At 63.3% G+C, this 18,606-nt stretch carries 18 protein-coding genes and 1 pseudogene; 10 read left to right on the top strand and 9 right to left on the bottom strand.

The window, feature by feature from the left end; translation table 11 throughout:
- Positions 1–10 precede the first annotated feature (10 nt).
- The 3 genes from BQ7471_RS02280 to BQ7471_RS02270 are packed head-to-tail and all read right to left on the bottom strand — an operon-like array spanning position 11 to position 3,080.
- Entirely contained in the window at positions 11–670 is a 660-nt protein-coding gene (locus tag BQ7471_RS02280) for a LutC/YkgG family protein (RefSeq protein ID WP_076463902.1), read from the bottom strand.
- Entirely contained in the window at positions 667–2,280 is a 1,614-nt protein-coding gene (locus tag BQ7471_RS02275) for a LutB/LldF family L-lactate oxidation iron-sulfur protein (RefSeq protein ID WP_076463901.1), read from the bottom strand. The genes BQ7471_RS02280 and BQ7471_RS02275 overlap by 4 nt, the downstream gene beginning before the upstream one ends.
- On the bottom strand, positions 2,277–3,080 hold the full coding sequence (locus tag BQ7471_RS02270; protein WP_076463899.1) for a (Fe-S)-binding protein: 804 nt from the start codon (positions 3,078–3,080) through the stop codon (positions 2,277–2,279). Before BQ7471_RS02270 ends, BQ7471_RS02275 begins: the two co-directional genes overlap by 4 nt.
- Before the next feature lie 290 nt (positions 3,081–3,370).
- Here BQ7471_RS02270 and BQ7471_RS02265 point away from each other — a divergent pair, with 290 nt between their 5' ends.
- The 7 genes and pseudogenes from BQ7471_RS02265 to BQ7471_RS02240 all read left to right on the top strand — a co-directional run bounded on the left by BQ7471_RS02265 (position 3,371) and on the right by BQ7471_RS02240 (position 9,236).
- Positions 3,371–3,781 (top strand): DUF1304 domain-containing protein, encoded by a 411-nt coding sequence (locus BQ7471_RS02265; protein WP_076463898.1) that lies wholly within the window; start codon positions 3,371–3,373, stop codon positions 3,779–3,781.
- Positions 3,782–3,964: 183 nt separating this feature from the next.
- Positions 3,965–5,719: a 2-isopropylmalate synthase gene (gene leuA, locus BQ7471_RS02260; RefSeq protein WP_076463896.1), complete on the top strand. Its 1,755-nt coding sequence runs from the start codon at positions 3,965–3,967 to the stop codon at positions 5,717–5,719.
- A gap of 57 nt (positions 5,720–5,776) precedes the next feature.
- Complete coding sequence (locus BQ7471_RS02255; RefSeq protein ID WP_076463895.1) at positions 5,777–6,937, top strand: hypothetical protein; 1,161 nt, start codon at positions 5,777–5,779, stop codon at positions 6,935–6,937.
- Positions 6,938–6,950: 13 nt separating this feature from the next.
- The gene (locus BQ7471_RS02250) at positions 6,951–7,346 is read left to right on the top strand and encodes a hypothetical protein (protein WP_129583318.1); all 396 of its coding nucleotides are present in this window, start codon (positions 6,951–6,953) and stop codon (positions 7,344–7,346) included.
- Positions 7,255–7,467 (top strand): annotated as a pseudogene (locus BQ7471_RS11825) (hypothetical protein); the annotation flags it as partial. The gene BQ7471_RS02250 and the pseudogene BQ7471_RS11825, both read left to right, overlap by 92 nt.
- A gap of 216 nt (positions 7,468–7,683) precedes the next feature.
- Complete coding sequence (gene recO / locus BQ7471_RS02245) at positions 7,684–8,421, top strand: DNA repair protein RecO (protein ID WP_076464389.1); 738 nt, start codon at positions 7,684–7,686, stop codon at positions 8,419–8,421.
- Positions 8,418–9,236: an isoprenyl transferase gene (locus BQ7471_RS02240; protein WP_076463892.1), complete on the top strand. Its 819-nt coding sequence runs from the start codon at positions 8,418–8,420 to the stop codon at positions 9,234–9,236. The genes recO and BQ7471_RS02240 overlap by 4 nt, the downstream gene beginning before the upstream one ends.
- Positions 9,237–9,247: 11 nt before the next feature.
- Here the strand turns inward: BQ7471_RS02240 and BQ7471_RS02235 are convergent, their stop codons facing one another.
- The 6 genes from BQ7471_RS02235 to BQ7471_RS02210 all read right to left on the bottom strand — a co-directional run bounded on the left by BQ7471_RS02235 (position 9,248) and on the right by BQ7471_RS02210 (position 14,070).
- On the bottom strand, positions 9,248–9,760 hold the full coding sequence (locus BQ7471_RS02235; RefSeq protein ID WP_076463890.1) for a DedA family protein: 513 nt from the start codon (positions 9,758–9,760) through the stop codon (positions 9,248–9,250).
- The gene (locus tag BQ7471_RS02230; protein WP_076463888.1) at positions 9,757–10,149 is read right to left on the bottom strand and encodes a Fur family transcriptional regulator; all 393 of its coding nucleotides are present in this window, start codon (positions 10,147–10,149) and stop codon (positions 9,757–9,759) included. The genes BQ7471_RS02235 and BQ7471_RS02230 overlap by 4 nt, the downstream gene beginning before the upstream one ends.
- 62 nt (positions 10,150–10,211) lie before the next feature.
- Positions 10,212–11,135 carry a metal ABC transporter permease gene (locus tag BQ7471_RS02225; RefSeq protein ID WP_205408234.1) on the bottom strand — a complete coding sequence of 308 codons (924 nt, stop codon included), beginning with the start codon at positions 11,133–11,135 and terminating at the stop codon, positions 10,212–10,214.
- A complete protein-coding gene (locus tag BQ7471_RS02220; protein ID WP_129583317.1) occupies positions 11,132–11,899 on the bottom strand; it encodes a metal ABC transporter ATP-binding protein in 768 nt (255 codons plus the stop codon). Before BQ7471_RS02220 ends, BQ7471_RS02225 begins: the two co-directional genes overlap by 4 nt.
- 59 nt (positions 11,900–11,958) lie before the next feature.
- Positions 11,959–13,005: a metal ABC transporter solute-binding protein, Zn/Mn family gene (locus BQ7471_RS02215; protein WP_076463887.1), complete on the bottom strand. Its 1,047-nt coding sequence runs from the start codon at positions 13,003–13,005 to the stop codon at positions 11,959–11,961.
- Positions 13,006–13,047: 42 nt separating this feature from the next.
- Positions 13,048–14,070, bottom strand: a complete 1,023-nt coding sequence (locus BQ7471_RS02210) for a LacI family DNA-binding transcriptional regulator (protein ID WP_076463885.1) — start codon at positions 14,068–14,070, stop codon at positions 13,048–13,050.
- Between the two features lie 174 nt (positions 14,071–14,244).
- Between BQ7471_RS02210 and BQ7471_RS02205 the strand changes: the two genes are divergently transcribed.
- The 3 genes from BQ7471_RS02205 to BQ7471_RS02195 all read left to right on the top strand — a co-directional run bounded on the left by BQ7471_RS02205 (position 14,245) and on the right by BQ7471_RS02195 (position 18,105).
- Positions 14,245–15,486: a sugar ABC transporter substrate-binding protein gene (locus BQ7471_RS02205; protein ID WP_076463883.1), complete on the top strand. Its 1,242-nt coding sequence runs from the start codon at positions 14,245–14,247 to the stop codon at positions 15,484–15,486.
- Positions 15,487–15,616: 130 nt separating this feature from the next.
- Complete coding sequence (locus tag BQ7471_RS02200; protein ID WP_076463881.1) at positions 15,617–17,212, top strand: ABC transporter permease subunit; 1,596 nt, start codon at positions 15,617–15,619, stop codon at positions 17,210–17,212.
- Entirely contained in the window at positions 17,212–18,105 is an 894-nt protein-coding gene (locus tag BQ7471_RS02195) for a sugar ABC transporter permease (RefSeq protein ID WP_076463879.1), read from the top strand. The genes BQ7471_RS02200 and BQ7471_RS02195 overlap by 1 nt, the downstream gene beginning before the upstream one ends.
- Positions 18,106–18,606 lie beyond the last annotated feature (501 nt).

Below are 18,606 nucleotides of genomic sequence, written 5' to 3'. Positions count from 1 at the left end.
CGCCCGGGGATCAATGCGCGATAACGACTCGCAGGTTGCGCGGCCCATGCACCCCGTTGACTCGCACGAGCTCGATATCGGAGGTCGCAGAGGGCCCTGCGATCCACGTCATCGGGCGGGTCGGATTCTTCCCGAGGACATCGACCGCCTGGGCGACGGTCGGCATCACCGCGTCGCGTTCGACGACGACGACGTGCGTGTCGGGGACCAGGGTGATGGCCCGTCTGCCCTGGTCGGGCTCGCCGTCGAGGATGATCGTGCCAGACAGGGACACTGCGACGCGTGAACAGGTGACAACCGCGTCGATCGTGTCGAGGTCGAGTGTGGCGATCGCGTTCTCACGCGAATCCTCGTAGACGACTCGCCCATTCCTGGCGGCGGCCTCCTTATAGGCTTCGGGCAGGCCTACGGGGACGACGACGCTGCTTGCGCCTTCGAGCATCGCGTCGATTCCGTCGCAGATCGCGGCCTCATCTGCGGCCTCGACGACCTTCGCCGAGTAGTCCTCGAGCTTTTCCACCATATCGGCGATGACTTCGGGGGAGCCGGGGGCATGTTCACCCTTGCGGATGTAGGCGCGGGGGATGTCGCGCACGGGACGCCCCTCTTGTGAACGAGAGATAGCGTCACGTGCCCGGGCGAGAATCGCGCTCTTCGCGTCGATCGTCATCGCTGCTGCTCCTCATCATTCGTGCGTGTCGTCATGCCGGAGCCGCTCGCCAGGGGAATGCCACGTGCGGGGGCATCCGTTCTCGGGGCGGAGGCGTTAGAGTCGGGGTGCGTCCGCTTCCACCACTGTCGGAATGTCTCCTTCGGGGTGACGGGGATGTCGCGGGCACTCGTCCACAAGGAGGCGGGGAAGGGCAGTGCGTCGATGCGTCCCTTCTTGCCGCCCAACAGGCGCGTCGTCTTCGCTGCCTGAGTCGTTGCCTTCCACAGCGTCGGCTTCGACATCACCGGGGCGGAGGCATTCATCGCCAGGTCCCACACGTCCGGGATGAGGTTCTTCTTCACATCGATGCTGCGTGCGCGCAGGTGGATGAGAATCGTCGGGATGTCGATTTTCACCGGACACACATCGGCGCACGCACCGCACAGGGAGGACGCGTAGGGGAGCGTGTGAACGGGGTCGTGCTCGCCGAGTCCCTGTGTGAGCTGGGGCGTGAGGATCGCGCCGATCGGACCGGGGTAGACCGAGCCGTAGGCGTGACCCGAGGTGTGCTGGTACACCGGGCAGATATTCATGCACGAGCCGCAGCGGATGCAGGCGAGGGCCTGACGCCCGATCGGATCGCACAGCGTCTTCGTGCGCCCATTGTCCATGAGAACGAGGTGGAACTCCTGGGGCCCGTCGCCGGGCGTGACACCGGTCCACATGGACGTGTAGGGGTTCATGCGTTCGCCCGTCGCCGAGCGGGGCAGGAGCTGGGAGAAGATTTCGACGTCCTGGAAGCGGGGGACGAGCTTCTCAATGCCCATGAGGGTGATGAGAGTGTCGGGGAGGGTGAGGCACATGCGGCCATTGCCCTCGGATTCGAAGATCGAGACGGTTCCGGTTTCTGCGATGCCCATATTCGTCCCCGACACGGCGACCTTCGCGTGGAGGAACTTGCGCCGCAGGTGGGCGCGGGCCGCTGCGGTGAGCTCCTGGGGATTATCAGAGAGGTCATCGGGGGCGTCGTCCATGCGGTCGAGGAAGATGCCGCGCACTTCGGAGCGGTTTCGGTGGATCGCGGGGACGACGATGTGGCTGGGCATATCGTCTGCGAGTTGGACGATCATTTCAGCGAGGTCCGTTTCGTGGGCGTAGATGCCCTCTTCTTTGAGGAACTCGTTGAGGTTCGTCTCCTGGGTGGCCATCGACTTGATCTTCACGACGTCGTCAACGCCCTTCGACTTGATGATGTCGGCGATGATGCGGTTCGCTTCGTGGGCATCACGCGCCCAGTGGACGATGCCGCCCCGGGCGGTGACATTCGCCTCGAATTGCTCGAGGAGTTCGGGCATCCGCGAAGCGACCTCGAACTTCACCGCTTCAGCCGCGTCACGCAGGTCCTGCCAGTCGGGCATCTCGGCGACGCGCATGGCCCGCTTGCCGCGGATTGTGCGAGTCGCGTGCCCGAGGTTGCGGCGCATCTGCGTATTGGCGAGGGTCTTGCTGGCCCCCTCGGGAAATGTGGTGCCCCAGCGCAGGGTATCTTCAGGGATGTCGACCGTGGTGCGCCATCCACCGGTGTGCGCATCGGGAACATCGGGCATGCCGATGAATGTCGTACTCATTTGGCCACCACCTGGGAGTGCTTGGGTGCGAAGGAGATATTGCCGATGAAGGGGGATTCCTTGGTCGAGGCGAGAATCTCAGCGAGGTGCATGATACGCACGCCGGAGCGCAGCCTCGACAGACCCCCGCCGATGTGCATGAGGCACGAGTAATCGCCCGTGCACAGTACTTCTGCGCGCGTCGACATGACGTTGGTTACCTTATCGGCGAGCATTGCCGTCGACGTGTCGGAGTTCTTCAGGGAGAAGGTGCCGCCGAAACCGCAGCAGACCTCCGCATCGGGCAAGTCGATGAGGGTGAGCCCCTCGACGGCTTTGAGGAGGCGGTAGGGGCGGTCACCGACCCGTGCGATACGCATCGAGTGGCAGGTGGGGTGGTAGGTGACGGTGTGCGGGAAGTACGCTCCGATGTCCTCGAGTCCGAGGACATCGGTCAGGAGCTCGGTGAGGTCGTAGGTGTGAGCGGCGACCTGTTTGACGCGCGTGGCGAGCGCTGTGTCCCCCACGTGGTTGGCGACGAGCTCCTGCTCATGACGGGCCGCGCCTGTGCACGATCCAGAGGGGACGACGATCGCATCCCACTCGCCGTCGAGTACCGGCTCGAAGGTCTTCACGTGGTTGCGGGTGATTTCCGCAGCCTGTTTGAAGTAGCCGGTATTGGCGTGCATCTGGCCGCAGCACACCTGTCCCTCAGGGAAGACGACTTCATGGCCGAGTCTCTCCAGGAGTTTCACAGTCGCCTGGGCTGCTTGCGGGAACATGGCATCCGCAAGACATGTTGCGAAGAGGGCTATACGCACAAGTGGTCCTTTCCGGTCGCACAACGTCGTCGAGAACGGGGAACACGGATAGAGTACGACTGGGCCCGAAGTCCTGAAAGAGAATGGAGTGTCCTGCTCCGCGTCACTGTCTTCAACTGTTGAAAGACGGGGGAAAACTAGAGGCGTCCGCAGAATGAACGCCTTAGGGAAGGGGACGATTCTCGAAGGCCCGTCGAGTGCTTTACGCAACAGACGCATTCGGTTATCTGGGACGAATGGCACAGTGCTCGGAGTGGGGAGCAGTGGGGGAGGAGCGGATAATTGATGGCATGACGCTCCCTACGATCATCGCGCTCATCGCCGTTGTCGGCGCCGCACTGCTCCACCTGTTCATCTTCTGGCTCGAAGCATTTGCCTGGGAGGGGCCGACTGCCCGGAAGATATTCGGCGGCACCGCCGAAGAGGCCAGGGCGCACGCCTTCTATGCCTTCAACCAGGGCTTCTACAATCTCTTCCTCGCAATCGGCGCCGCAATCGGTGCGGTACTCGTCGCAGTGTCACGGGGAGTCGGCACGATCGGGACCGTCGGTACGACGCTTGCTCTGTTCTCTACCGCCTCCATGCTCTGCGCAGCCCTCGTTTTATTCGCCGCCTCCCCGGCGCACCGGTCGGCTGCCGTGAAACAGGGTGCGCTCCCCCTCATCGGCGTCATCCTGCTCATCTGGACCCTCATTGCGTGAGTGCCCGCAGTCCGCATTGTGTACGGCGGGGCGCATCATCGGCCCCGTCCTCGTACAGTTGGCCTATGCGCAATGTGCGACTCGAGCTTATGCGCCGCGACGGGGCCTGAAAGGGGCCGGATCCTCGTCGCGGCTCACGTCATGTCCGGCCCGCATCGGACCATGACCCAAGGACATTGACCAGTGAAGACCACAGGCAGCGTACCCGCCCCCACAACCTCTGGGATGCCGATCCGCAAATACCGGCCTTTCCTCGACACCAATCCTGTCTCGCTGCCCGATCGCGTCTGGCCGACGAAGCGGATCACGAAAGCGCCCCGCTGGATGTCAACCGACCTGCGCGACGGAAACCAGGCGCTTATCGAACCGATGGACTCCGTGCGCAAGCGCCGCATGTTCGACCTGCTCGTCTCCCTCGGATACAAGGAGATCGAGATCGGCTTCCCCGCCGCATCGCAAACGGACTTCGATTTCGTCCGCTCCCTCATTGATGACGGCGCCGTACCCGAGGACGTCACCATCTCCGTTCTCACTCAGTCTCGCCCGGAGATCATTGAGCGCACTCTTGAGGCTCTCATCGGCTTCCCCCGCGCAACCGTCCACCTCTACAACGCCACGGCGCCCGTGTTTCGAGACATCGTTTTCGGCAACGACATGGCGCAGACCGTGGAACTCGCCGTGTCGGGAACGCGGGAGGTCATCGCGCAGGCGGAGAAGCGCCTCGACGACGACACGATTTTCGGCTTCGAATACTCTCCGGAGATCTTCGTCGATACTGAACCGGAGTTCGCACTCGAAATCTGTGAGGCGGTCATGGACGTGTGGCAGCCCGAGGACGACAGGGAGATCATCCTCAACCTGCCGGCGACCGTTGAACGCGCCACAGCGAATGTCTACGCGGACCAAATCGAGTACATGTCGCGCAATCTGTCCAGACGCGAACACATCGCCATCTCCGTCCACCCCCACAATGATCGTGGCACGGGTATCGCGGCGGCGGAGCTTGCAATGCTCGCCGGAGCCGACCGCATCGAGGGATGCCTTCTCGGGCAGGGTGAGCGCACCGGCAATGTCGACCTGGTGACGCTCGGGCTCAACCTCTTCTCGCAGGGCATTGACCCGGGCATCGACTTCTCTAATGTCGACGCAATCCGTCAGACCATCGAGTACTGCACGCAGATGCCGACGTCACCCAGAGCGCCCTACGTGGGCGACCTCGTTTACACCTCCTTTTCCGGCTCCCACCAAGATGCCATTAAGAAGGGTTTTTCCGCGCGCAAAAAGAAGGTCGAAGAGGCCGGCGGAGATGAGAACGCCGTCATCTGGGAACTGCCCTACTTACCCATCGACCCGCATGATGTCGGACGCTCCTACGAGGCCGTCGTTCGCGTCAACTCTCAGTCGGGCAAGGGCGGCGTCGCCTACATCATGTCGACGACCCACAATCTCGAACTGCCCAGACGCCTACAGATCGAGTTCTCTCGCATCGTCCAGCGCCACACGGACTCCTTCGGCGGAGAAATCGATGCGGATCAGCTGTGGGCGATCTTCGCAGACGAATACCTGCCGACCTCATCGGCGAAGGGCCTGACACCGTGGGGCCGCTTCGAACTCGGGTCGTCGCGAGTGTCGACATCCGACGATGAGCGCGTCGAACTGCATGCGATGCTTCGCGACAATGGCGCCCCGGTGGAAGTGTCAGCGACGGGCTCTGGCCCGATCGACGCCTTCGTGTCGGCTCTGCACCAATTCGACCTCGATGTGCGCGTCCTCGACTACTCCGAGCATGCGATGAGTCAGGGCCGGGACGCCCTAGCGGCGTCCTATGTCGAGGCGGCCGTCGACGGGCAGATCGTGTGGGGCGTCGGCATCGACTCCTCGATCACCCGCGCCACGTACAAAGCCGTCATCTCGGCGGTGAACCGGGCACTGCGCTAGTCTCACCGATAGCCCCGCCGCCCGGCGGGGGCCGTCGGGTCACCGGAGAAGCAGAAGATGGCACAGCGCAAGGGCCGACGGCCAGACGGGCCGCAGCGCACGGGCAATGAACCGAGCAAATGGGCGCCGAACGAGGACGGGAGCGTCGATGCGCCCGCCGAGCCGACTTCGGTCGAATCGGCTGTGGAGCCCGTATTGCGTGACCGGCGCTATCCCTACGGGAATGGGGGACTTGAGGCCTTAACCCTCACACCCGCTTTCGACGAGTTGCCGACGAGCAGCGACTACCCGGGATTCGCCGGGGCCGTGGCGGACGAGCAGGCGGAGTCCGCAGAAGAACCGGCTCGAGAACGCAAGGCGGTCTCCCGTAAGAAGCGTTCGAAACACGAACACGGCACCACCACAGCGAGGGCCGGTGGTGGGAAGCACCAACGGACTCTCGCAACTCTGGTGCCCTTCGGCGACGACATGTATCTCGAGGCGGGCAACAACGGAACCTGGTCCTTCGTCGAAGTGACTGACCTTTTGATACCGCCGAGCGGCACCTGGTCGACGGCTTCTGTCATGTCGATCGTCCTGGGTCGGGTGCTACTCCGCTGGGCGGTTGGACTCCTCTTCATGCTCATCGGCGTCGCCATGATCGTCGCGGGAGATGACGTCTTCACGAATAGCGGCGAATACGGCGGGAAGACCATGGGACTCGCGCTCCTCATCGGTTCCGGGTACCTCGTGATGGCCTCGGCCTTCAATCCTCGGATGCGCTCGATCCGCAGGGGCAAAGCCCAACCCGAACAGGTGCGCGACTCCCTTATCCGATCACGGCGCCAGCTCATGGTCGGGATGATCCTCATCATCGTCGCCTCCTTCACGGTGCTCGGCTCAGCCTTCTTCTACCTGGTATCCGCCCACCGGAGCTTCCTTCCGGCGCTCGGTGTAGCGGGATTGCTCCTGCCTGCCGTGGTATTCGTTGTCACGCGGATGGGAATCGTCCATCCGCACGTCGAGTCGGCGGATGGACTCGCGCCCCCGGACGATGCAGGGGCGCGCAGGCCGAGCCGCGCACGCTTGGCTGATCTCTCATCCATTGCGAGATGGAGGCTCGTGCCCTCCCGGGCCAGAGGGGAGACGGTGTGGACCGATATCGCTCACGGGAGCGGAGTATTCGAGGAGGCCGCGCTCGTCAAGGAGAGAACTCTTCACTCTCATCACAGTGGTTGAGATGATTCTCCCCGTGACAGTGCTCGTTGCGACGGCGGTCGTCTTCAGCCCTCTCGGTCTCATATACGAGGCGGGCAGAGGCGGGACCTTTGTACGCGTCGCATTGTCCCTGCCTTCATGGGTAATGTTTTCGGCTTTTCTTTTCGGGCGTCGCCTCGCCCTCGTGCCGATGCACACCGATGCGCCCGTTGAGCAACGACGTCCGAAGCCCCCGTCTTGGACGGTTGTCCCCGCACTGGCGGTTCTTGTCCTGACAGTTCTGGCGACCGTCGCTTTGGGGGACCAGACTCTCTCAACCGCGCCGACCCACGCCATTGGTGCCTGGCTGCTCCTATTCGCTGCCCCCGTGCCTGCATTCGTCACGTGGAACTTCGCGGCGCGCCTGTATTGGCTGCGCACGAGAGGCTAGCCGGGCTGCGTTGAGAAGAGATCCAAGGATCGGCGGACCTAGCCGTGGAGGATACGTGGCGATCCGCTACCTCCCGAAGAGTGCCGTGAATACGTGGGCTCTGTTCTTCGTGCCCGCCATCCTTGCCATTAATATCCTCGAGGCCTGTATCCGCGATTTCCAGGTCGGGGCAATGGGTACGGACGGGCATGGTCGACGGTGTGTACATGGTGTCGGGCTCGTGGAACTACATGAACGGCATCGCCGCTCTGCTCATCTCCTGCACCATCCCCGCATTCTTCATCAAGAGGGGCGCCTGAGCCCGCTGCGGGCGCAGTGGTGCGACAATACGCGGGTGATAAGAACCTGCCGGGATGAAGCGGTCGTGCTGCGCACCCATAAGCTCGCAGAGGCGGACCGCATCATTTGGCTGCTCACGGCGGAGCACGGCATCGTTCGGGCAATCGCCAAGGGAGTGCGGCGCACGAACTCGAAGTTCGGATTCCACGTCGAACCCTTCAATGTGATCGACGTCCAGCTGCACGTTGGCAGAAGCCTCGACACGATCACCCAGGTGTCGCTCATCTCCTCACACGGCCAAGCGCTCGCCGCCGACTTCGATCTCTATGCGCGCGCATGCGTCATGGTGGAGACTGCCGAGAGACTAACATCTGACTCCGACGAAGGAGCCCACTCGCAGTACCTGCTCCTCGTGGGCGCGCTGCACGCCCTCGCCAATCATCGCCACGATCCGACCCTCACCGTGACGTCGTACATCCTGCGCGCCCTCGCCATCGCAGGCTGGGCGCCCTCATGCTTCGACTGCGCTGTCTGCGGCGCACCCGGCCCGCATAGGGCCTTCTCCATCTCCGAGGGCGGCGTCGTCTGCGATGAGTGTCGTCGTGCGGGAGCCGCCGCACCCGCTCAGGCGACGATGACACTCATGGGCGATTTGCTCTCGGGGGATTGGGCGGGAGCAGATACCAGCGATGACTATGCGCGGCAGGAGGCGGCAGGCCTGGTTTCCGCTTACGCTCAATGGCACTTGGAACGGCGCATCAAGTCGCTCCGAGTACTCGAAAGGAGCAGACGATGAGTGATGTACTCACCCCGATGGATCGCGCCGGCGCGGACCCCTTCGCGCCGCTCGCCGGACCCGGCCAATGGCATGAGCCCGCGCCGGTGTTCGCCAAGGGGGAGGTCCCCGCCCACGTCGCCCTCGTCATGGATGGCAATGGCAGGTGGGCGAACTCGCGGGGATTGGCGCGCACAGAGGGCCACAGGGCCGGTGAATACGCTCTCATGGACACGATCGCGGGCGCCATCGACGCAGGCGTGCGCTACCTGTCCGTCTACACATTCTCCACGGAGAATTGGAAGCGCAGCCCTCAAGAGGTTCGTTTCATCATGTCCTATGCGACGGACGTTCTCGCCCGGCGAACCGGCCAACTCAAGGAGTGGGGTGTTCACGTGCGATGGAGTGGGAGACAACCGCGCCTGTGGAAGTCCGTCATCACAGCATTGCAGCGGGCGGACGAGCAGACGCGGGACAACTCCACCCTCGATCTCATCATGTGCGTCAACTACGGGGGGCGCGCCGAGATCACCGACGCCGCACGGGATATCGCCCGGCGGGTATCCGAAGGCTCACTGCGAGCGGAAGGGGTGACCGAGAAGACCTTCGCCCGCCACCTCTATCTGCCTGACGTTCCTGACGTGGACCTCATGATCCGTACATCCGGCGAGCAGCGCATCTCGAACTATCTGCTGTGGCAGCTCGCCTACGCGGAGATGATGTTCGTCGATACCCCGTGGCCCGCTTTCGACCGCGAGGCGCTGTGGGATTGCCTGCTGCAATACGCCGGGCGCGAACGCCGATTCGGCGGAGCAATCGACGCAGTCCACAGGTAGCGGCGACTGGCTCAGTCCGAGGTGCGGATCCGTGCCGTCCGCTTCGATGATGCGCGCCTCCACCACAGGTAGCCGGTCGCGACAATCAGGAGGATACCGATCCCGAACCAGCCCCACGGCGAGCCCGCGACGGCGGTCACTGCCGCGATCCACACGGCAAGAAGCCCGAAGCCGTACATGAACGCCCACAACACGCATCCCGGCAGCATCGCGAGGGTATAGGTGCGCCACTTGAGACGCACCACTCCGGCGGCGGCATTGACCGCCGTCTGGACGCCGACGGTGAGGAAGCACAGGGGGATGATGACGAGTCCCCAGTGATCGAGGAGTGCAGCCCCTTTACGGGGGATTGGTCCATCGAACCAACGTGCGATGGAGCCGATGATTCCCGGGCGATCAGTGGCCCTCAGCGCACCCTTCGCCGTGAGGCGCCCCAACCAGTACGTCCCCTGTGCACGGAAGAAGACGACGAAGAAGAGGAAGATGATGAGCAGCGGGCCCTGTTGCGCCCAGGTGGGAATCACGAATCGCTACCTGCACATTTCTTACATAGTCCGAACAACTCCATCGAGTGTTCCACATCTGTGAATCCATGTGAAGAGGCGACGTCGGATACCCACGATTCGATGTCGTTTTTGGCGATCTCCTCGGCGTGCCCGCAGTTGCGGCATACGAGGTGGTGGTGGTGGGTCTTCGACTTGCACAGGCGGTAGAGGGATTCGCCGTCCCCATTGCGCAGCACGTCGACCTGAGAGTCTTCGGAGAGGGATTGAAGATTGCGGTACACAGTGGCCAGCCCCACGCGTTCTCCCTGCGTGTGGAGGTCTTCATAAATCTGCTGCGCACTGCGGAAGTCGACGACGCGGGATAGTTCGGCGAAGACCGCCTGGCGTTGTTTCGTCATACGTTGCATGGGGGTGCCTATTCCTTCATCCTTCAACAAAAGTGCAGATGAGGTGAGCATACTCAAGTGGCCTACTCGGTGGTAAGCCGTTCCGGATGTTCGACACGGGCAGCGGTGATCCGCATCCGCGAAGCCCGCCTGCGCCCTTCCCATATCCCCCGGATGACAAAGCCGATTGCGTAGACCGTGATCGCGAGGACGACGATGGTCGCACCGGGCGACAAATCGATGAAATAGGTCGCCGACAATCCGATCATGCAGATGATTGCCCCGATGACCATCGCCGCTGCCATCGTGGAGCGGAAGGACTTCGCAGCGAGTTGCGCGATGGCGACGGGGATGATCATGAGGGCGGAGACGAGGAGTGCCCCGACGACTCGCATCGCCACCGCGACGGTGAGCGCCGACAGGACTGCGATGACCATCGACAGCGCATTGACGGGAAGGCCCGTCGAACGGGCGAAGTCCTCGTCATTCGTGACCGAGAAGAGCGCGGGAGCGATGCCCACGCCGACGAGGAGGATGAGTGCGGATAGCACGGAGATCGTGATGATGTCGGTCCAGCTGACGGTGGCGATCGACCCGAAGAGATAGCTGTTGAGTTGCGCGGAAGTGCCGCCCGCTATCCCGATGAGGAGGACGCCGCCAGCGATGCCGCCGTAGAACAGCATGGCGAGCGCCACGTCCGCAGAGGTGCGCCCCGATTGGCGTATCAATTCGATGGTCACGGCGCCCAGGAGGGAGACGATCATTGCTCCGGGTACGGCCCATGCGTCGTGCGGGCTCGCATTCGCGAAGGTGCCGGCGAGCCAGCCGAGCGCGACGCCGGTCAAGGAGATGTGGCCGATGCCGTCTCCGAGCATTGCGAGTCTGCGGTGCACGAGGTACGTGCCCACGACCGGGGCGGACAGGCCTACGAGGAGGGCCGCAAGCAGCGAGCGCTGCATGAGGTTCGAAGAGACGAGGGAGAAGAGCCCGTCGAGGATCGTGGTCATTGTGCGCCTCTTAAGATGTCGTCGACGAGGGGAGGCGCCTGGCGGGTCGCAGGGGCGTGGTGGTGCCCGCTGACGTCCGAATGCTGCTCGTGATCGTCCTCGATATGCGGTGCGCCGTCGTAGGAGAGGTGACCGGAGGAGATGTGGAGCTCGCGGTCGAGGTGTGGGCCGAGTTCCCCGAGTTCGTGGAGGACGAGCAGGGTCGTCGTTCCCGAATCCTTCGCCTCGGCGAGGATATCGGCGAGACGTCGGCGCGAGGCGGCGTCAATCCCCGCCATGGGCTCATCCATGATGAGCAGATCGGGGGTGCGCACGAGCGCGCGCGCAATGAGGACCCGTTGGCGCTGCCCGCCCGACAGGATCGACATGGGCTCTTTCGCCCTGTGTGCGAGGCCGACGCGGGCGAGGGCGGCCATGGCACGGGAGCTGTCCGAGCGGGACGCCCACCATTTGTGCGGGCCGAGCAGCCCCGAGCGGACGACTTCGAGGGCACTGGAAGTGACGGCTCCCGAGGCGCTGATGCGCTGGGGCACATAGCCAATGCGCGACCAGGGCACCCGCGCCCGATCGGCGTTGTCGACGCCGAAGAGGCTGGCCGTGCCCCGAGTGATCGGCGCAGTGCCGAGGACCGCGTGGAGGAGGGTTGATTTTCCGGAGCCGTTGGCGCCCGTGAGGGCGACCGTCTGCCCTCTGGGGATATCGAGGGTGATGCCGTGAAGGATGAGGGTCGTATCCCAGGCGACGTGCAGATCATTCAAACGCACGACGGCAGCGGGTACCCCCACCCCAGGGGTACCCGCTGCCGAGTATTCGAGGGCGCTGCTCACTTGCAGTTCAGCGCCGTTCGCAATGCTGCGATGTTATCTCTCATGACTGCAGCGTAGTCCTTCTCAGGATCGACCTGGCTTTCGATCGGATCGAGGACGGCCGTGGTGATCCCCAGGTCGTCAGCGAGGGTCTTCTCGACTTTCGGATCGATGAGAGCCTCGGTGAAAATTGTTGTCAGTCCTTTAGCCTTGACGAGATCCGAGATTTCTTTGAGGCGCGCGGGAGAGGGAGAGGAGTCGGGGTCGAGGCCGGAGATCCCCACCTGTGTGAGGCCGGTGCGGTCTGCGAGATACCCGAAAGCAGCATGGGCGGTGACGAATGTTGTGTGTTCGCATGTCGCAGTACCGGAGACGAGTTCGGTCGACAGATCATCCATCGACTTCGCGACCACTGCGGCATTCGCGGTGTAGGTCTGCGCATTGGCAGGATCGGCTTTGGCGAGGGCCTGGCCGATAACGGTCGCCGCCTGTCCCATGCGTTTGGGGTCGAGCCAGAAGTGGGGGTCCGTCGCCATATCGTGGTGGTGGTCGGCACGCTCGTCCGATTCGGCGGCGTGGTCGTGCTTATCGGCGTGTTCATCCGTGTGTGCGCCCGACTGGGTCTCGTGGCCGTGGTCGTCCCCGTCTTCATGAGCGTCGTGCTGATGATTCCCGGCGTCATGCGCGTCAACGAGCTGGACCGCTGAGGAGACATCGATGACGGTCTTCGGAGAGTTCTGAGCGATGGCGTCGTCAACGGCCTTTTGGAAGCCGGCGAGGTAGACGACTGCGTCGGTCGTTCCCAGGGAGGCCACGGCGGAGGGGGAGAGTTCGAGATCGTGCGGTTCAGCGCCATCAGGGGTCAGAGAGGTGACTTCCACGAGGTCGGAGCCGATGGACTCGGTGAGGTATTTGAGGGGGTAGAACGAGGCTGCGACGTGGAGCACGCCGCCGGTCTGGGAGACCGACTGCTCCGGTGCGGCGCCCTGCGTGCAAGCGGCGAGAGCCAGGGTCGAAGTGGCGATGAGCGCAGGGAGGAGGGGTGACGTCTTCATGCGAACCATTCTCAAATAGTTGGGAGGCGATTGTCAATCCGTCGACGAACGTCAACTCTGATCATGGACGGGCCCCGTGGAGGCGCGAACCACGAGATCCGGCGTGTACACGTAGTCCACATGTTCCTGTGGTGCCTTCGTCGTGATGGAACTCATCAGCGACTGGACCGCGGCGGCGGTGATCGCCTGAACGGGCTGGTGGATCGTTGTGAGCGGGGGGGCGAGGTGGCTCATGAGCACCGAGTCGTCGAAGCCGACGACGGAGACGTCGCCGGGTACGGTCAGCCCCGTGAAGGAGATCGTCTGGATCGCCCCGAGCGCTTGGATGTCGGAACCGGCGATGATCGCGGTCGCCCCCGACGCGAGGAGTGCACGCGCCGCCGATGCCGCCGCCTCGTAGGTGTAGAACGTCTCGACGACAGTGGGGGCGGCGGTGGAATACTCGCTCATCATGACCGACCGGAAGGCGTCGGCCTTGCGGCGCGCCGGGACGAGGTGGGTCTGTCCCCCCAAGAGGGCGATGCGCGTATGCCCGAGGGCGCGCAGGTGGCTGACGGCGACGCGGATGCCGATGTCGTCCCCCGTCGAGAAATCCGGGGCGGCGATCTCAGGGCGGGCGCCGTTGATTGTGACGAACGGGACTGAGCGCCGGGTCAACTCGTGGTAGCGGCTGAGGTCCGCCTGATAGTCGGCATGGCGCCCCGAGATGAAGACGAGGCCGGAGACGCCGCGGTTGATGAATGCTGCGATGTGGGCGTCCTCCGAGGCTGTTCCCGGAGTCTGTGAGGCGATGTGCGCGACGCCGCCCGCATGCGAAATCTCCGTGTGGAACGCGTGCGCATAGGAGGCGAAAATGGGATTCGTCAACTCGGGAAGGATGATCCCGATGACCGGTTTGGCGTCGTGCATCTCGGGGGAAGGGCGCTCGTAGCCGAGCTGGTCGATCGCTGTGAGCACACGCAGCTTCGTCTCCTTCGACACCTGCCCGACGCCGTTGAACACCCGTGAAACAGTCGCGGTCGAGACGCCTGCGTGCGCCGCGATGTCGGCCATTCGTGTCCTGTGCGTTGACACCGAAACAACCTCCGAAGCATGTGGGAGATCAGACGCTCGCTGACGGTCACAAAGGTAACACTTTTTTGAAATCCTCTGAAACCCATTGCAGAAATTATCGGCAACCGTCTACAGTGACGGCAAGCCGATCGCCGATGACGGCGAACGGGTCCCCTCAACAACCAGGAGTTGAACATGCGACGTGGCATTGCAGCATTCGGCGCACTGACCCTCGCTGCCACCCTTGCAGCCTGCGGCGGCACCCAGAATGCCTCCACCAAGACAGAATCCAGCGCAACCGATACCGCCGTTGCGGATGCGGTCGGCACCTTGACAATCTGGGCGGACGACACCCGCTACTCCCAGATGCAGGACCTCGCCAAGGACTTTACCGCGGCGACCAAGATCGACCTCAATGTCGTCCAGAAGTCCGAAGCCGACATGAACGAGGAGTTCATCACCCAGGTGCCGACCGGCAACGGTCCTGACGTCATGATCACCGCACACGACCGCCTCGGCGGCCTCATCGCCAATGGCGTCGTCGGAACCGTCGACCTGGGTGCATCCAAGGGTCTGCTCTCCGAGTCCGCCGTTCAGGGCATCACCTACGGCGGCCAGACCTACGGCATGCCCTACGCCATCGAATCCGTTGCGCTCATTCGCAACAATGCCCTCACCACTGACACCCCGACGACCTTCGACGAGATGATCGCCTCGGGCAAAGCATCGGGCGCTGAGCGCCCATTCATCGTCCAGGCCGGCGAGAACGGCCAGCTCGACCCGTACCACATGTACGCCTTCCAGACCTCCTTCGGAGCACCCGTCTTCAAGCAGGAGGCGGACGGCTCCTACACCAAGGAACTCGCGCTCGGCGGCGACAACGGCACCAAGTTTGCGGAATGGCTCAAGGCTCAGGGGGATGCGGGCGTCCTTGACATGTCCGTCACCGCTGATATCGCCAAGCAGACCTTCCTCGACGGCAAAGCAGCCTACATGGTGACCGGCCCCTGGAATATCACCGCCTTCGAAGAAGCGGGCATGGATGTCGAAATCCTCCCGATCCCCTCCGCAGGCGGCCAGGAGGCTCAGCCCTTCGTCGGTGTCCAGGCGTTCTTCCCCTCCGCGAAGACTCAGAACCAGCTGCTCGTCAACGAGTTCATGAAGTACGTCGGCTCTGAAGAAGGCCAGCAGAAGCTCTACGAGCTCGGCGGCCGCGTCCCCGCGATGACCAAGGTCGCTGAAGCGATCGACAACCCGACCATCCGGGGCATCGCTGAGGTCGCCGGCAGAGGCGTCCCGATGCCCGCGATCCCCGAGATGGGCTCCGTGTGGGAGTTCTGGGGCGCCACCGAGGGCAATATCGTCACCGGTAAGGAGGCCCCCGCTGAAGGCTGGGCCACCATGGTGTCCAATATCGACAAGGCGATCAATAAGTGATCTGAGCCTGCATGTCGGCGTCCCGGGCGCATCCACACGCGTCCGGGACTCTGTACACCCGGGTCGTCATCAGGCGGACCGGTTCCGCAGCACCGCACGAACCCTCCTCGAAGATTGTTGAAGTGATCGTATGAGTCCCACATCCTCCGCCCAAGCGGATGAACAACCGACCTACCGTCCATCACACGCGCGAGACGTCACCCGACCCGGTTTCGTCATCAAGCTCGTGCTCATGATGCTCATCGACGCCCTCGGCATCTATGGCATCGTCACTGCCCTCCTCGTCCGCTCCTGGGTGAGCGTCGCCGTCCTGGCCGTCCTCCTCGTCGCGGTCAACTACGTGTACTTCTCAAAGCGGATGATCCCCGCCAAGTACCTCGTCCCCGGCATGGTCTTCCTCCTCATCTACCAAGTCTTCGTCATGGGATACACCGGATATGTGTCCATGACGAACTACGGACAGGGCCACAATTCGACGAAGTCCGACGCCATTGAGGCGATCCTCATGCAGAACCAGACGAGGGCGGAGGGAGCCGTCGACGTTCCCGTCGCCGTCCTCGACCGCGGACACGAACTCGCCCTCGCCATCGTCGACCCCGCTAGCGGCGACGTCCTCGTCGGCGATGGGGACACCCCTCTCGAAAAGGTGAAGGGCGCGAAAGCGACGTCGACCGCCATCACCGAGATACCCGGCGAGACGATCCTCGACTTCGCGGGGCTCGTCGCACGCCAGAGCGAAGTGGCCGCACTCGCGGTCCACATCTCAGACGATCCCAATGACGGCTTCTACGTGACCCCTGACGGATCACGCGGATACGCCGCAAAATCCATCCTCGTCTACGATGAGGCCGCCGACACGATGACGAACACCGAGACCGGCGTCGTCTACACCGCAGCGGAGGACAAGGGAGTCTTCGTCTCCGACGCGGGTGAGGAACTCGCCCCCGGCTGGCGCGTGTTCATCGGAGGGGCGAATTACGCCAATATTTTAACCAGTGCCGACCTCGCAGGCCCCTTCGTCAAAGCACTCGCGTGGTCCTTCGCCTTCGCGGTGCTCTCCGTTCTGACGACCTTCGTCTTCGGCCTCTTCCTCGCTCTCGTCTTCGCGGACACGCGCGTCAAGGGCCGCAGGATCTACCAGTCCCTGCTCATCCTGCCCTACGCCTTCCCGGCCTTCCTTGCGACTCTCGTGTGGCGGGGCATGCTCAACGAGGACTACGGCTTCCTCAACCAGGTGATCCTCGGCGGGGCGCAGATCCCATGGCTCACCGACGGATTCCTCGCGAAAATCGCAATCCTCGGAGTCAATCTGTGGCTCGGCTTCCCCTATATGTTCCTCGTGTGCATGGGGGCGCTCCAGTCGCTGCCGAGCGACTGTATGGAAGCGGCGAAGATCGACGGTGCGGGCCCGCTGCGCACCGTCTGGTCGGTGAAACTGCCACTGGTCCTCCAATCGACGGTTCCCCTACTCATCGCCTCCTTCGCGTTCAACTTCAACAACTTCTCCCTCATCTACATGCTGACGGGCGGAGGCCCCAACTATCCGGGCCTGTCGGTGCCCGTCGGTGAGACGGACATCCTCATCTCGATGGTGTACAAGATCGCGTTCGCGGGGGGTAGGCCCGACTACGGCCTCGCATCCGCCATGTCGATCGTCATCTTCATCGTCGTCGGCGTCATCGCATGGCTCGGCTTCCGTCAGACCAAGGCATTGGAGGAACTGTGATGTCTGCTCCTGCAACGAATAAGAAAGCGAAGCTCCACACCTCCCTCACCGGGTGGCGGTGGATCGCTGAGGTCGGTTGGCGCCATGTCGTCGGCGTCCTCGTCATCATCTACTGCGTGATCCCCCTCGCGTACGTGTTGTCGGTGTCGCTCGTGCCCAATGCGACGCTCACCGGGTCGAATCAGCTGTTCCGCACTGTCTCGTTCGACAACTACACGTCGCTCGCCGATACCCCGTACTGGAGTTGGATCGTCAACTCCCTCATCGTCTCGTCCATCACCGCGATCGGTACGGTCCTCATGGGAGCGGCGGCGGCCTACGCCTTCAGCCGCTACCGCTTCAAGGGGCGGCGGGGAACCCTCACCTTCCTCCTCCTTGTCCAGATGTTCCCGCAGATGCTCGCCTTCGTGGCGCTCTATCTGCTACTCTTGGGCATTCAGGACGTCTTCCCGATCATCGGGCTCAACTCGAAGCTTGGCCTGGTCGCCGTCTACCTGGGTGGCGCCCTCGGGTCGAATACCTTCCTCCTGTACGGCTTCTTCAACTCGATCCCCCGCGAACTCGACGAGGCTGCGGAGATCGACGGATGCTCCCACGCCCAGACCTTCTGGACGATCATCATGCCGCTAGTGCTGCCCGTCCTCGCCGTCGTCTCCCTGCTGAGTTTCATCTCCAGCTTCGGCGACTTCGTCATCGCGAAGGTGGTCCTTCAGCAGCCCGAGCAATTCACCCTCGCGGTGGGCATGTACAACTGGGTCGCTGACGCGAGAACCGCGCCGTGGGGCGTATTCGCCGCAGGAGCGGTCGTCGCGGCGGTCCCGGTCATCGCCCTGTTCCAGTATTTGCAGAAGTACATCGTGTCCGGCTTGACGGCGGGCGCCGTCAAGGGTTGAGCTCCACAGACCTGGCTGTGGTGATCGGGTGGGCGGGTGCGCATGGCGCGCCCGCCCACCGCGATATTCACTCGCCTTTCATCACGGGTGGTCGTCACCGCTGAAAGGAATTCGGGAGAGACTTGAAACACTGGCGGATTCGACGAGTATCTCTATGGACGATGCAGTCGGACGAGTCGTTGCGGCGTGCACGTTCGCAGGCGTCGGTGTCGAACTGAAGCGAGTGGTGTCGGACGGCGTGTAGCCGCACATCGTTGCGCGCCAACTGCTCACTCGCTACGGAGTTAGTTGCCTTTTATGAGGGCGGTCTTCTGAGACTCTGCGAACTGGCCAGCGCTGGGCGCATATGCACAGACAGTCGCAGGTCGCCGAGCAGCAGGGTCGCGAGGGCGTCATTGCCGGTTTCCGTGACAATTCCCACCACTGTTCCAGCGCCTGCAGATCGATGCAGTGCTGCTGTGTTCGGTACGGCGTAGTTGAATAGGCCGCCTGACGTTCGCG

The sequence above is a fragment of the Actinomyces mediterranea genome, assembly GCF_900155595.1.
GTDB lineage: Bacteria > Actinomycetota > Actinomycetes > Actinomycetales > Actinomycetaceae > Pauljensenia > Pauljensenia mediterranea.
This window is presented reverse-complemented; position numbering and strand designations above follow the sequence as displayed.